Consider the following 13,816-nt stretch of genomic DNA (forward strand, 5'->3'; position numbering starts at 1 on the left):
TGACAACCGTAGTTCTTGATAGTTTGTTCCCGTGCGGGGTGAGGATCGTGAGGAAACCCGGGGTCGCGGGGAGACCCGGAATTCCGGGGAGACGCTGACCGAGGCCTTCTGGTCGGTCGCGCGGACCCTGCGGCACGTCTCGAAGGAGGCGCTGGCGCCCTACGACGTGTCGCCGTCGCAGTCGCGGGCGATCGGCGTCCTGGCCCGCCACGGCGACATGCGTCCCGGCGAGCTGGCCCGGCACCTGCGGATCGCACCGCGCTCGGCGACCGAGGTCGTCGACGACCTCGAGTCCCGCGACCTGGTCGAACGCTCCCCCGACCCGGCGGACCGGCGCGCCACGATCGTCCGGCTCACCGCCGCCGGTGCCGAGGTGGCCGGTGCGATCCGGGCCGCGCGTGCCGCCGAGGCGGAGGACTTCTTCGGCCGTCTCGGCGCCGGTGACCGGGCCGAGCTGATCCGCATCCTGCACGTCCTGCGCGACGCCCCGGAGGACCCGCCGTCCTGCCCGGCCCGGCCCACGAACCGTCCATGATCGATATGTGAGGGACGATCCGTGCCACCGGTGGCACGGATCCGACCACACTGATCGATCACTCGGCGCGCCGGGGCCGTCGTAGGCGCCGACCGGGCAGCCGGCTCGTTCACGCCTGTCGGCACGAGTGCCGGTGGGGCAGGATCGGCGGATGACCGGCACCGAGTCCCCCGACAGCGCCGTTCCCGACACCGCCGTCCCGGACCGGAAGAAGGTCCGCGCGTTCGCCCGTCAGCTGTTCGGCATGTACACCCAGGGCGCCCTGACCTACATGGTCGATCTCGGGCATCGGCTGGGCCTGTTCACCGCCGCCGCACAGGGACCCGCCACCTCCCCCGAGCTCGCCGCCCGCGTGGGGCTCGACGAGCGCTACGTCCGGGAGTGGCTGGGCGCCATGGTGACGGCCGAGATCATGACCTACGACGGTTCGGCCTACACGCTCCCGCCCGAGCACGCGGCCGCCCTGACCGGCGGCGGGTCGAAGAACATGGGCCCGATGGCCGCGATGGTCACCCTGCTCGGGCGCAACCTCGACGGCGTCGAGGAGGCGTTCCGCAGCGGCGGCGGGGTCCCGTACGAGAAGTTCGCCCCGCATTTCACCGGCGTGATGGACGAGCTCAACCGTCGTCCGCTCGACGAGCTGCTGATCGACGCCTGGCTGCCCCTGGTCCCGGACCTCACCGAGCGCCTGACGGCCGGCGTGCGGGTCGCCGACGTCGGCTGCGGTACCGGGCACGCCCTGGCCCTGCTGGGTGCCGCGTTCCCGGCGTCGACGTTCGTCGGCTACGACCTGTCGTCGGACGCGGTCGAGCGGGCCCGCGCCGAGTCCGACGCGCTGGAGAACGTGACGTTCGAGGTCGCCGACGCCTCCTCACTGAAGCCCGAGCGGCCGTTCGACGTCGTGTTCGCGATCGACGCCGTGCACGACCAGGCCGACCCGGCCGCCGTCCTGCGCGGGGTGCACGACGCGCTGGCTCCGGGCGGCTCGTTCATCATGATCGACATGGCGGCGTCGAGCGATCTGGCCGAGAACGTCGGCAACCCGTTCGCGCCGTGGATCTACTCGATCAGCACGCTGCACTGCATGACGGTGTCGCTCGCCTCCGGCGGCGCGGGGCTGGGCGCGGCGTGGGGCGAGTCTCTGGCGCGGCAGATGCTGGGCGAGGCCGGGTTCGGCGACGTCGTCGCGCACCCGGCACCCGGGCAGGGTCTGAACCTGATCTACGTCACGCGACGGCCGTAGCTCCGGTCAGCCGGCCTGACGGCGTTGCTGCTGCTCACGGGCCTCGCGGAGCGCCTTCGACGCCCGGGGCCCGGCCGCGGCACTCGCCGCGACCACGACCAGCCAGAGCACCTGCAGCGCGGTGGGTGACCCGACCGCGACCAGCCCGCTCGCGCAGACCGCGCCCCACCACAGGGGCCGCTGCTCGCCCGTCAGGTCGCCGGCGAACCATCCGGTGTTCGTCTCGGTGCTCATGTCCGTACCTCACGCCCACGGTGGTCCGTGCGCCGCCGAGGACCGGCGGCGCGCCCGCCGTCTCCCCAGTATTCGCCCTCCGCGCCCGGAAGGTTCGCCGAACTTCTCCACTTGACGACGAAGGCGCTGCGGCGCACGGTCGAATGATGGCCGCACCCACGAAGCCCGAGCAGTCCTCCATGCCGTCCTTCGAGCCGACGCAGGAGGGGATCTCCCTGCCGAAGCCGCCCACCTTCCAGACCGGCGCCGAGGAGCGCCTGCACCGCAAGCAGCAGCTCGCGGGCGCGTTCCGGATCTTCGGCAAGTTCGGCTTCGGCGAGGGGATCGCCGGGCACATCACCGTCCGCGACCCGGAGGACCCGGACCTGTTCTGGGTCAACCCGTTCGGCATGTCGTTCCGTCACATCCGCGTGTCCGACCTGCTCCTGGTCGACCACGAGGGGATCGTCCGGCACGGGAACAAGCCGGTGAACCGGGCCGGGTTCGTCATCCACTCCGCGGTGCACGAGGCCCGTCCCGACGTCGTCGCCGCCTGCCACGCGCACTCGGTGCACGGCAAGGCCTGGTCGTCGCTGGGCCGCACGCTCGACCCGATCACCCAGGACGCGTGCGCGCTCTACAACAACCACACCGTCGTCGCCGACGGCGCGGGCGCGGTCGTCGTCGACCGGGAGTCCGGTGCCGCGCTGGCCAAGGGCCTGGGCGACTACCGGATGGCGTTCCACCAGAACCACGGCATCTTCACCGTCGGTGACACGGTCGCCGAGGCCGCGTGGTGGTTCATCATGACCGAGCGCAACTGCCAGGCCCAGCTCCTCGCCGAGGCCGCCGGCACGCCGACGCTGATCGACCACGCGAACGCCGACTTCACCCGCGAGCAGACCGGTAGCCCGTTCGCCGGCTGGTTCTCCTTCCAGCCGCTGTGGGACGAGATCGTCCGGACCGACCCGGACCTGTTCGACTGACGGTCCGCCCCCGCGGGGTCGTCCCGCACCCGAAACGGTGCCCTCGCACGCGACATGACGCGTGCGAGGGCACCGTTTCCGTTGCGAGGACGTGTCAGATGTTCAGCAGGTCGGCCAGGTGGGCCCGTTGGGCGCCGGGAGTGCCCAGGAGGAGCTCGTCGGACTTGGCGCGCTTGTAGAACAGGTGCGCGTCGTGCTCCCACGTGTAGCCGACGCCGCCGTGGTACTGGACCATCCCGGTCGCGACCTCGAAGTACCGCGGCCCGACGTAGACGGCGGCGACCGCGGCGGCCAGCGGGAGGGCGTCGGCGTCGTGGTCGGCGGCCCAGGCGGCGTAGCGCACGGCCGACTCGGACTGCTCCCACGCCGCGTACATGTCCGCGCACCCGTGCTTGACAGCCTGGTAGGAGCCGATCGGGCGTCCGAACTGCACGCGGACCTTCGCGTACTCGACGGTCAGCTCCATCGCCCGCCGGATCCCCGCGGTCTGCTCCGCGGCCAGCGCGACCGCGCCCCGGTCCCCGGCCGCGGACAGCGCCGCGGCCGCGTCGCCGTCGAGGCGGGTCGCGGGGGTGCCGGCGAGGTCGATCCGGGCCAGGCGCCGGGTCGGGTCGATCGAGGCCAGACGGGTCCGCGTCAGCCCCTCGGCGGTGCCGTCGACCAGGAAAAGCGCCGGGCCGTCGTCGGTGACGGCGTGCACGACGAGCACGTCGGCGGCCTCCCCGGACAGCACCGGGGTCTTGCGGCCGTCGAGCGTCCAGCCGTCGCCGGAGCGCGTCGCCCGGGTCGCGGCCGCGCCCGGGTCGAACACACCGGACCCGTCCTCGGCGACGGCGAGCGTGGCGATCCGCTCCCCCGACGCCAGCGCCGGGACCAGCTCGTCACGGGCCGGCTGGGCGGGCAGGGCCAGCAACGTGTCCAGGGCGAACACGGCCGAGGCGAGGAACGGCGACGGGACGAGCGCGCGCCCGAGCTCGGCGGCCAGCACCGACCGCTCGACGTGCCCGGCGCCGGCGCCGCCCAGCTCCTCCGGGACGGCCAGACCCAGGACGCCGAGGTCGGTGCCGAGACGGCGCCACAGGTCGGCGTCGTACCCGGTGTCGCCGTCCATGGCCTTGCGGACCTTCGCCGAGTCGGCGTGGTCGGTGAGCAGGTCGCGCACCGCGGCGCGCAGCTCCGCCTGCTCGGAGGTCAGGACCAGGTCCACGTCAGCTCACGCCCTTCTCCGCCTGCTCGGCAGTCGCCCCTGCTGCCGATGTCTGGGTGCCGACCTTGAGCTCGCGGAACGCGACGCCCCGGTCGACCTGCGGCTCGCGCGGCAGGCCCAGGATCCGGTCGCCGATGATGCCGCGCTGGATCTCGTTCGTCCCGCCGGCGATGTTCGACGCCGGGGTGGAGTTGATGCCCAGCTCGACGCTCTCTGCTCCCGCGTCGCCGTCCTCCCAGGCCACCATGTTCGCGCCGGCCAGGTGCCCGGCGGTGTCCACCGCGCGGCGCAGCAGCATCGCCCCGGCGAGCTTGCCGACCGATCCCCGTGACCCGGGGGCGGCACCGGCGACGGTCTCCTGACGCATCCGGGCGTTGAACAGCTCGAGGACGCGCTGGTGGGCGTAGAGGTCCGCGAGACGGTCCCGGGCGACGGGATCGGCGCCGTGGCGTCGGCCCAGTTCGGCGAGGGAGTCGAAGGTCAGTCCGTTGCTGCGCTTCTGGCGCAGCCCGGAGATCGTCACGCGCTCGTGGCCAAGCATGGTCACCGCGGCCGACCAGCCACCGTTGACCTCGCCCAGGACGTCCCCGGGGCCGACCCGGACGGCGTCGAGGTAGACCTCGTTGAACGGGGCGCCGCCGGTCATGTCGACGAGCGGGCGCACGGTCACCCCGGGGGCGCGCATGTCCACGACGAACATCGTGATGCCGCCGTGCTTGGGCCGGTCGGGATCGGTGCGGGCGAGGATCGCGCCGTAGTCGGCCCACTGCGCGTTCGACGTCCAGACCTTCTGCCCGGTCAGGACCCAGCCGTCACCGTCGGGGACGGCCTTGCACTGCAGGCTGGCGACGTCGGAGCCGGCGCCGGGCTCGGAGAACAGCTGGCACCAGATCTCCTCGCCGCGCAGCAGCGGCGGCAGGTAGCGGCGCTTCTGCTCGTCGGTGCCGAGGTCGACGATCGTCGGCCCGCACATCCCCATGCTGATCAGGAAGGGGCGCACCGGCATCTCGAACGCCGCGGCCTCCTCGGCGAAGATCTGCTGCTCGGCCTGCCCGAGACCCTGCCCACCGGAGTCCTTCGGCCAGGTGATCCCGGAGTAGCCGGCGTCGTAGAGGGCGGCCTGGAACGCCTTGGCCTCCTCGACGTCGCCGGTCGGGTTCGCCGGTACGTGCTCGCCCAGCCAGCCCCGCAGGGTCCGCCGGTAGTCCTGCAGCCGGTCCTCGGCAGTCGTGGTCATGCGTCCCTCCGTGCGTCCTGACCGTTCGCGACCCAGGTGCCGGTGAAGTCCGGTTCCGTCCGATCGACGAACGCGCGGAACGCCGCGGGTGCGTCCGTCCCGCGGTTGATCGTCTGTGCCCGCGCCTCCGCGGTCAACGCCTCGCGCATCGTCGACGACGAGCCGCTCTCCAGCAGCGCCTTCGTCTCGGCCAGCGCGATCGGCGGGCCGGCCGCCAGACGGGCCGCGACGTCGTCGACGAACGCGTCGACCTCGTCGGCCCCGACCAGCCACGTGACCAGCCCGAGATCGCGCGCCTCCTCCGCGGAGATCATCTCTGCGAGCAGGGCGAGCCGCTTGGCCTGCTGCATCCCGACCAGGCGCGGCAGCAGCCAGGACCCTCCGAAGTCGATCGAGAGCCCGCGGCGGGCGAAGATCTGGGAGAACCGCGCCTCCGGCGTCGCGACGACGAGGTCGCAGCCCAGCGCCAGGTTCCATCCCGCGCCGACGGCCACGCCGGTCACCTTCGCCACCGTCGGTACCGCGATCTCGTGCAGGGCCAGCGCCACGTCGTTGACCCGGTGCATCCGCGTCAGCGGGTGCCCGCCGGGCTGCGAGCCCAGGTCGGCCCCGGCGCAGAACGCCCCCGCGGCTCCGGTCAGCACCAGCGCACGGACGGACGTGTCGTCGCGGGCGTCGACGAACGCCGCACGCAGCGCCTCCCACAGCTCGCCGTCGATGGCGTTGCGCCGGTGCGGGCGGTTCAGCGTGAGGGTCAGGACACCGCCGTCGCGGTGCGAGAGCAGCACCGGTTCCTCGCCCACACGCGCCTCCGGGTCGTCCGAGGGGGCGCGCCGTCGTCGCCCCGGGAATCACACTGCCACCCGCCCCGGGCGGCCGTCACCTCCTCCCGCGTCACGGCGCCGCGGCCTACCGGCGACCCGCCCGGGACCGGACGATCGCCGACTCGATCACGAACGTGCCGACGAAGCCGACCACGAGCAGGCCGATCCCCCACCCGACGACGGAGCCGCCGGCCAGTCCGACCAGCGTGGCGATGATCATCCAGACCACGGCGGCCAGCAGGCCGGCGATCAGGGCGTTGCGGAAGCGTTCGTTCATCGGTCCCCCTCGGACGTGCTGCCCGGTGGCACCGGGCCTCGCCGCGAATGATGACAGATCTCCTCGCGGACGTGAACAAATCTGTTCAATCACGACCGGACCGCGCACCGGCCCGCCGCACCGCCCTCGGGGTCTCCCCGAACCAGCGCCGCGACACCCGGGTCAGTGCGGACTGCTCGGCCAGTCCGACCATCGCCGTCACCTGCGAGAACGGGAGATCGGTGCGAGTGATCAGGCGGTGTGCGGTGTCCCGGCGGACCTCGTCGAGCACGGTCTCGAACGTCGTGCCCTCGGCCGAGAGGTGGCGCTGCAGGGTGCGCGGGTGCATCCGGAGCAGACGGGCGATCGACGGGATCCGTGGCGGTCCGGTGCCCAGCGACCGGATCAGCGCGGTGCGGACCCGGTCGGTGACCGTCCGGCCGGGGCGGTCGAAGTGGTTCTCCAGGTAGTCGATCGCGATCGCGCGCACGGTCTCGTCGCCGCCGTGCATCGGGCGCGACGCGAGCTCGGACGGCACGCGCAGAACCGCGGCGTCGCGCTCGAACCGGACGTCGGTGCCGAAGAAGTCGGTGTAGCGCGAGACCGGGGCGAGCGGCGGGTGGGGCAGGTGCGCCGAGCGCAGGCCGTAGGGCCCCCCGCCGAGCACTGCCACGATGCGGTGAAACACGCCGAGACCGAGGTCGACGGCCTGCGGGGGCGGCGGGTCGGGTTCGGTGCTGCCGTAGAGCAGGCCCATCACCCCGGGTGCGCCCTCCGGGTCGTCGATCCGGGAGACCCGCAGCGCAGGGCTGTGCACGAACAGGAACCGCGACGCGCAGTCGAGCGCCTCCCCCATCGTCGCCGAGTTCTCCACCGCCACGGCGAGCGGTCCGAGCACGTCCGGTCCCTGCTGCTCGGCGAGACGGAGGCCCAGGTCGGGGCAGGTGAGCTCGGCGGCCGCGGTCTCCAGGATCCGGCCCGCGGTGCTGGAGCGGATCAGGACGTCGGCCGCGTCCGGGCCGTCGTCGGCGGGGGTACCGTCGGCGTCGGCCGGGCGGTGCCCCCGCGGATCCGACACGGGGTCGACGGCGCCGGGCGGCACCCGGAAGCGCGCCAGCAGCGCCGCGCCGTCGCCGCCGAGTGAGTCCACCAGCGGGGTGAGACCGCGCAGGGCGGCCGCCCGGATCATCGAGACCATGTCGCGTCAGAGTAAATTACTGTCGCGTCAGGTCAAGTTCCCGGTCGGCGACGCGGCCATACTCGTGATCAGATCCGCTGACGTCGTCGCCGCCGAAGGAGGCCGAACATGACGAGCACCCCACCGCCATCCACGCAGGCTCCGTCCGCCACACCCACCGCGGGCGGTCGGGACACCGAGCACCTCGACGTGCTCATCGTGGGAGCCGGGCTCTCCGGGATCGGCGCGGCCTGGCGCCTGCAGGACGAACTCCCGGGCAAGAGCTACGCCGTCCTCGAGGGCCGCGACGACATCGGCGGTACCTGGGACCTCTTCCGCTACCCGGGCGTCCGCTCGGACTCGGACATGTTCACCCTGGCCTACCCGTTCCGCCCCTGGCGCGAGCGCAAGTCGATGGCCTCGGGCGAGAGCATCCGGCACTACATCTCCGACACCGCGGACGAGGGCGGGATCAGGCCGCACATCCGCTTCGGCACCAAGGTCGTCCGCTCGTCCTGGGACTCCGGCACCGCGCGCTGGACCGTCGAGACCCGGACCGCGACCGGCGAGAAGACCTACACCTGCTCGTTCCTCTACATGTGCTCGGGCTACTACAACTACGACGAGGGCTACCAGCCCGAGTTCCCCGGCCGGTCCGACTTCGCCGGGCAGTGGGTGCACCCGCAGTTCTGGCCCGAGGACCTCGACTACGCCGGCAAGAACGTCGTGGTGATCGGTAGCGGCGCGACCGCCGTCACGCTGATCCCGGCGATGGCCGAGAAGGCCGGGCACGTCACGATGCTGCAGCGCTCGCCGTCGTACCTGACGGTCCTGCCCAGCACCGACCCGACGGCCGACGCGATGCGGAAGTACCTGCCGGCCAAGCTCGCCCACCACCTGCTGCGCGCCCAGTACGTGACGCTCACCCAGGCCTTTTACCAGCTCGCCCGGCGTCGCCCGGAGCGCGTGAAGAAGGTCCTGCGCGGTCTGGCGCTGAAGTTCCTCAAGGACCCCTCCGTCGTCGACGAGCACTTCACGCCGTCCTACGAGCCGTGGGACCAGCGGCTGTGCGTGGTCCCCGAGGGCGACTTCTTCAAGGCGATCCGCGGTGGGAAGGCCTCGGTCGTCACCGACCACATCGACCGGATCACCCCGTCCGGCATCCGGCTGCGCTCGGGCGAGGAGATCGACGCCGACGTCATCGTCTCGGCGACCGGTCTGACGTTGCAGCCCCTCGGCGGCATGGAGGTGTTCGTCGACGGGAAGCAGGTCGACCTCGGCGACACCGTCGCCTACCGCGGCCTGATGCTCTCCGGTATCCCGAACCTGGCGCTGTGCATCGGCTACGTGAACGCGTCCTGGACGCTGCGCGCGGACCTCGTCTCGCGCTACGTGCCGCGCCTGCTCAAGCACATGGACCGTAAGGGCTTCGCGATCGCCACCCCGCGCCCGGACCAGAAGCCCGACCGCCCGCTGCTCGACCTCAAGTCCGGCTACGTGCAGCGCTCGGTCGCGAAGTTCCCCAAGCAGGGCGAGAACGACCCGTGGCGCCTGCGGCAGAACTTCTTCCTCGACGCCGTCGGCATGAACCGCGGTGACCTGACCCGCGACATGTCGTTCACCCGGCTGATCGACCTTCCCGCCACCGACAACCCGTCCACCGGGAACACCGCCAAGGAGCTCGCATCATGAGCACGACCCCGTACCGCTTCGCCGAGGGCACCGCCGTGGTGACCGGTGCCGCCGGCGGCATCGGCGAGAACGTGGCCTACGGCCTGGCCGTGCGCGGCAGCAACCTCGTCCTGATCGACCGCGACGGCGACCGTCTCGACACCGTCGCCGCGACGGTCCGCGGCCGCCACCCGGGCGTCTCGGTGTCCACGCTGGTCGTCGACCTCGCCGACCGCGACGCCCTGGACGCCGCCGCGACGACGATCCTCGCCGAGCACCCGCGCATCACGCTGCTGGTCAACAACGCCGGCGTCGCGCTGGGCGGTGACTTCTCCCGGCTCACGCTGGAGGAGTTCGACTGGGTGATGGCCGTGAACTTCCACGCCCCGGTCCGGCTCACCCACCACCTGCTGCCGGCGCTGACCGCGCAGCCGGGCGGGCACCTGGTCAACGTGTCCAGCCTGTTCGGCCTGATCGCCCCGCCCGGGCAGTCCGCCTACTGCGCCAGCAAGTTCGGCATCCGCGGGTTCTCCGAGGTGCTGCGCACCGAGCTGGCCGAGACCGGCACCGGCGTCACCACCGTCCACCCGGGCGGCATCAAGACCCGGATCGCCACCGATGCCCGGGTCGGCGTCAACATCCCGGCCGACGAGGCGGAGCAGGGCAAGCGCGACTTCGCCAAGCTCCTCACGTTCCCGGCCGACAAGGCCGCCGAACTGATCATCGACGGGATCGAGCACCGCCGTGCCCGCGTCCTGATCGGGATGAGCGCGAAGATCCCGGACGTCCTGGCCCGGCTGTTCCCGGCCAACAGCGTCAAGGTCTTCTCGCGCCTGGTCGGCGCGGCCGGCAAGGCCCAGAAGGCGGCGAAGAACAAGCTCCCGGTGGGGGCCGACCGGTGACGACCACGGGGTCGCGGCCCGCGTCGCCGACCCACCCGTCGCCGCCCGGTGAGATCGCGACCGTCACCGTGCGCGGGGCGCGGATCCGGGTCCGCACCAGCGGCGACCCGGCCGCGCCGCCGGTCCTGCTGCTGCACGGCATCGGGCGGAGTCTCGAGGACTGGGACACCCAGCACGAGCGCCTCTCCGACACCTACCGCGTGATCAGCACCGATCTCGCCGGGTTCGGCCTGTCCGACCGGCTGCCCGGCCCGGCGACGCTCGAGCAGCTCGCCGACGGCGCCGTCGCGGTCCTCGACGCGATCGGGGAGCACCGACCGGTGCACCTGATGGGGAACTCGCTCGGCGGTGCGGTGTCGATGCTCGTCCTCACCCGCGCCCCGGAGCGTGTCGCGACGCTGACCCTGGTCGCCGCCGCGGGGTTCGGCTCCGAGGTGACGGTCGCGTTGCGGGTGCTCGGCATCCCGTTCGTCGGCGCCCGCCTGCTCACCCGGATCGACCGCGCGGCCGCACGCCGCACCGAGCGGGCGATCTTCCTCGACGACGCGTTCGTCACCGACGAGCGGATCGCCTTCGCCCTCGAGGTGGCCGGACGGGCCGACCAGGCCGGTGTCTTCGCCGACATCGCCAAGGAGCTCGGCACCGTGCGCGGGGTGCGTCCGCAGTGGCGGGCCCGGCTGCTCGCGGACGTCGCCCGTCATCCGCGGCCCACCTTGGTCGTCTGGGGCGAGCGGGACATCATCCTGCCGCCGGAGCACCTCCGGGCGGCGCTGAAGGCGATCCCGCACGCCCGCTCGCACGTGTTCGCCCGCTGCGGTCACATGCCGCAGATCGAACGCGCCGACGCCTTCGCGGACCTGGCCCGGACGTTCCTGCGCGACGCGGAGCAGTCGGGCACATGAGGTCGGCCGGGCCTGCTGCTGCTCATCAGCGGCAGCCCGGCAGGACCCTGCTCTCGAAAATGGTGAACGAGAAAGCACGTCTCGTTCACCATTTTTGAAACCGAGATCCCCGGGACCGACGCTCCGCCGATCGAGCCCCGGCCGGTGACGCTCAGGCGGCGGGGTCGGACGTCGTTCCGGCCCGGGGCCGGGACGCGTGCACGATCCGGGCGGGCGGGAGGTTGCGCCACTCCGTCGTGCCGGAGCCGACCGTCTCGAAGCGCTCCTCCAGCCGCCGCCGGAAGCGCACCGCGGGCGGGAGCACGGTGGCGTGGGAGTAAGCGAACGTGGCGAACCGGCCGTCCGGGGGCATCGCGGCGACCACGGAGTCGAGGATCGCGTCCTGCTTCGGGCCGGGGAACACCGCCCACGGCAGCCCGCTGACGACGAGGTCGACCCGGTCCACGCCGACGGTCCGGAGCAGGCCCGCGGTCTCCGCCGCGTCGCCCTCGATCACCTCGACGCCGGCGTGACGGGACCGCAGCGCGGCCGCCATCGACGGGTTCACCTCGATCGCGACGTGCCGGCCCCGCCCGCCCAGGCGGCGCCGGATCTCGCCGGTGAAGGCCCCGGAGCCCGGGCCGAGCTCGAGAACGACGGGGTCGCCGGACTCGGGTACGTCCGCGGCGATCCGCCGGGCCAGGTACGCCGAGCTGGGCGCGACGGCCCCGATCGTGGTCGGCGAGCGGAGGAACTGCCGGACGAACAGAAGTGCGTCACCCATGCCCGGCATCCTCCCCCGGACCGGTGCCGCGCCGCGGGCCGGGTGATCACCCGGCCCGGTGCCTCGCCGCGGCCGGGTGACCGGGCCGTCAGGCGGGGGGTGCGCCGCGCGGCCCCCGGATCAGCGTCCCGGGAAGGGCGTCGGTCGCCTCGCCGTCGGTGTAGGTCTCCTGCCCCGCGACGACGGTGTGCCGGTAGCCCTCGACGCGCTGCTGCAGGCGCCACCCGCCGGCCGGAAGGTCCTGGTGCATCTCCGGCGCGCGCAGGCGCATCGCGTCGACGTCGAGCACGTTGAGGTCGGCCCGGTACCCGGGTGCGAGGACGCCGCGGTCGAGCAGCCCGACCGCGCGGGCGGTGTCGCGGGCCTGGCGCTGCACCACGAACGGCAGGTCCAGGCGAGCGCCGTCACGGTCGCGGGTCCAGTGCTGGACGAGCGTCGACGGGAAGCTGCCGTCGCAGATCGTGCCGACGTGCGCGCCGCCGTCGGACAGGCCCGGCAGCGTATGCGGGTGCACCAGCATCTCGTGCAGGTCGTCGAGGTTGCCGTGGGCGTAGTTCGCGAACGTCACGTACAGCATCCCGCCGGCCGCGACGACGTCGTAGGCGATCTCGGCGGGCTCCACCCCGGCCCGGGCGGCACGGGCGGCGATCGCCTGCTCGGGCGAGGGCTCGTACTCCGGCGGGTCCCCGAGGGCGTACATCATGTGGAACTTGTGGATCATGTGCCCGCCGAGGCGGCTGCGGTCCTTGTCCCGGTTCTGCGCGGCCAGCACCTCGGAGCGCACGGCCGGGTCGGCCATCCGCGTGGCCTGCTCGGCTGGCGGGAGGTCACCGACGAGGCGCTGCCAGACCGGGTTCGTCATGAACGGGTTGAGGGTGTTGCGCAGCCCCATCAGCATCCCGACCGGACGCGCGGCGACCTGCCCGCGGATCTCCAGCCCGTCCGCCCACGCCTTCTCCATCAGCTCCAGCAGGAGCTTGTGGCGCTGCGGGTCCTCCGGGAACTGGACCAGCGAGAACGACAGCGGGCGCCCGGACGCGGCCACCATCCGTCGCAGCAGCGCGAACTCCGCCTCCGGTTCCGGGAAGTCCGAGACCAGCTGCAGCACCCCGGTGCCGGTCTCCCCCACCGCGGTGGCGATCGCGACGAGCTCGTCGGCGCCGGCGTCGTAGGACGGGGTCAATTCGCCATCGATGCTGCGGTGGTTGAGCGTCCGGGAGGTGGAGAACCCCAGCGCGCCGGCCTCGATGCCGGCCTTGGCCAGTGCGGCCATCGCGGCGATCTCGTCGGCGGTGGCGGGTTCGTGGGCGGCGGCCCGCTCGCCCATCGTGTGCACCCGCAGGGCGGCGTGCGGGACCTGGGTGGCCAGGTCGACGTCGTGCGGGCGCGCCTCCAGCGCGTCCAGGAACTCACCGAACGAGCGCCAGTTCCAGGCCAGGCCCTCGTGCAGGGCGACGCCCGGGATGTCCTCGACACCCTCCATGAGCTCGATCAGCCGGTCGCGGTGCTCCGGAGCGGCCGGGGCGAAGCCGACCCCGCAGTTCCCGGCGACGACGGTGGTCACCCCGTGCCACGACGACGGCTGCAGCCGCGACTCCCAGGTCGCCTGCCCGTCGTAGTGGGTGTGGATGTCGACGAACCCGGGGGCGACGACCGCGCCCGCCGCGTCGATCTCCCGGCGCCCGGTGCCGGAGACCCTCCCGACTTCGACGATCCGGTCGCCGTCCACCGCGACGTCCGCGGTGCGGGACGGGCCGCCGTTGCCGTCGATCACGGTGCCGCCACGCACCACCAGGTCGTGTGCCGTCATGGGAGATCTCCTTCGATCGCCGTACCGGTCCCTCCTGGCTACCCCACCCGGCTCCGCGACGGAACCGGGAGCGGCCCGGACCCACGGATC

General features: G+C 72.9%; 14 protein-coding genes. 6 read left to right on the top strand and 8 right to left on the bottom strand.

Features of this window, described 5'->3' with window-relative positions:
- Positions 1-31 precede the first annotated feature (31 nt).
- Positions 32-535, top strand: a complete 504-nt coding sequence (locus EV383_RS17535; RefSeq protein ID WP_130290911.1) for a MarR family winged helix-turn-helix transcriptional regulator — start codon at positions 32-34, stop codon at positions 533-535.
- A 151-nt stretch (positions 536-686) separates the two neighbouring features.
- Positions 687-1,778, top strand: a complete 1,092-nt coding sequence (locus tag EV383_RS17540) for a methyltransferase domain-containing protein (RefSeq protein ID WP_130290912.1) — start codon at positions 687-689, stop codon at positions 1,776-1,778.
- Positions 1,779-1,784: 6 nt separating this feature from the next.
- On the opposite strand, the gene EV383_RS17545 is transcribed toward EV383_RS17540, so the two are convergent.
- The gene (locus EV383_RS17545; protein ID WP_130290913.1) at positions 1,785-2,012 is read right to left on the bottom strand and encodes a hypothetical protein; all 228 of its coding nucleotides are present in this window, start codon (positions 2,010-2,012) and stop codon (positions 1,785-1,787) included.
- A gap of 146 nt (positions 2,013-2,158) precedes the next feature.
- Between EV383_RS17545 and EV383_RS17550 the strand changes: the two genes are divergently transcribed.
- Complete coding sequence (locus EV383_RS17550; RefSeq protein WP_130290914.1) at positions 2,159-2,977, top strand: class II aldolase/adducin family protein; 819 nt, start codon at positions 2,159-2,161, stop codon at positions 2,975-2,977.
- Positions 2,978-3,071: 94 nt separating this feature from the next.
- Here EV383_RS17550 and EV383_RS17555 read toward each other — a convergent pair whose 3' ends face one another.
- The 5 genes from EV383_RS17555 to EV383_RS17575 all read right to left on the bottom strand — a co-directional run bounded on the left by EV383_RS17555 (position 3,072) and on the right by EV383_RS17575 (position 7,699).
- Positions 3,072-4,184, bottom strand: a complete 1,113-nt coding sequence (locus EV383_RS17555; protein ID WP_130290915.1) for an acyl-CoA dehydrogenase family protein — start codon at positions 4,182-4,184, stop codon at positions 3,072-3,074.
- 1 nt (position 4,185) lies between these two features.
- Entirely contained in the window at positions 4,186-5,421 is a 1,236-nt protein-coding gene (locus EV383_RS17560; protein WP_130290916.1) for an acyl-CoA dehydrogenase family protein, read from the bottom strand.
- A complete protein-coding gene (locus EV383_RS17565) occupies positions 5,418-6,224 on the bottom strand; it encodes an enoyl-CoA hydratase-related protein (protein ID WP_130290917.1) in 807 nt (268 codons plus the stop codon). Before EV383_RS17565 ends, EV383_RS17560 begins: the two co-directional genes overlap by 4 nt.
- A gap of 106 nt (positions 6,225-6,330) precedes the next feature.
- Complete coding sequence (locus EV383_RS17570; RefSeq protein ID WP_130290918.1) at positions 6,331-6,522, bottom strand: hypothetical protein; 192 nt, start codon at positions 6,520-6,522, stop codon at positions 6,331-6,333.
- Between the two features lie 85 nt (positions 6,523-6,607).
- Entirely contained in the window at positions 6,608-7,699 is a 1,092-nt protein-coding gene (locus tag EV383_RS17575; RefSeq protein ID WP_165438384.1) for an AraC family transcriptional regulator, read from the bottom strand.
- A 108-nt stretch (positions 7,700-7,807) separates the two neighbouring features.
- On the opposite strand from EV383_RS17575, the gene EV383_RS17580 reads away from it, so the two are divergent.
- Genes EV383_RS17580 through EV383_RS17590 form a run of 3 tightly spaced genes read left to right on the top strand, consistent with a single transcriptional unit; the run spans position 7,808 to position 11,153 of the window.
- Positions 7,808-9,370, top strand: coding sequence for a flavin-containing monooxygenase (locus tag EV383_RS17580; RefSeq protein ID WP_130290919.1), 1,563 nt, complete (start codon positions 7,808-7,810; stop codon positions 9,368-9,370).
- On the top strand, positions 9,367-10,251 hold the full coding sequence (locus EV383_RS17585) for an SDR family NAD(P)-dependent oxidoreductase (protein WP_130290920.1): 885 nt from the start codon (positions 9,367-9,369) through the stop codon (positions 10,249-10,251). The genes EV383_RS17580 and EV383_RS17585 overlap by 4 nt, the downstream gene beginning before the upstream one ends.
- Positions 10,248-11,153, top strand: a complete 906-nt coding sequence (locus EV383_RS17590; RefSeq protein ID WP_242623162.1) for an alpha/beta fold hydrolase — start codon at positions 10,248-10,250, stop codon at positions 11,151-11,153. Before EV383_RS17585 ends, EV383_RS17590 begins: the two co-directional genes overlap by 4 nt.
- A gap of 151 nt (positions 11,154-11,304) precedes the next feature.
- Here EV383_RS17590 and EV383_RS17595 read toward each other — a convergent pair whose 3' ends face one another.
- The gene (locus EV383_RS17595; RefSeq protein WP_130290921.1) at positions 11,305-11,916 is read right to left on the bottom strand and encodes a class I SAM-dependent methyltransferase; all 612 of its coding nucleotides are present in this window, start codon (positions 11,914-11,916) and stop codon (positions 11,305-11,307) included.
- Between the two features lie 88 nt (positions 11,917-12,004).
- Positions 12,005-13,726 (bottom strand): N-acyl-D-amino-acid deacylase family protein, encoded by a 1,722-nt coding sequence (locus tag EV383_RS17600; RefSeq protein ID WP_130290922.1) that lies wholly within the window; start codon positions 13,724-13,726, stop codon positions 12,005-12,007.
- Between the last annotated feature and the right edge of the window lie 90 nt (positions 13,727-13,816).

The organism is Pseudonocardia sediminis, from assembly GCF_004217185.1.
GTDB classification, from domain to species: Bacteria; Actinomycetota; Actinomycetes; order Mycobacteriales; family Pseudonocardiaceae; genus Pseudonocardia; species Pseudonocardia sediminis.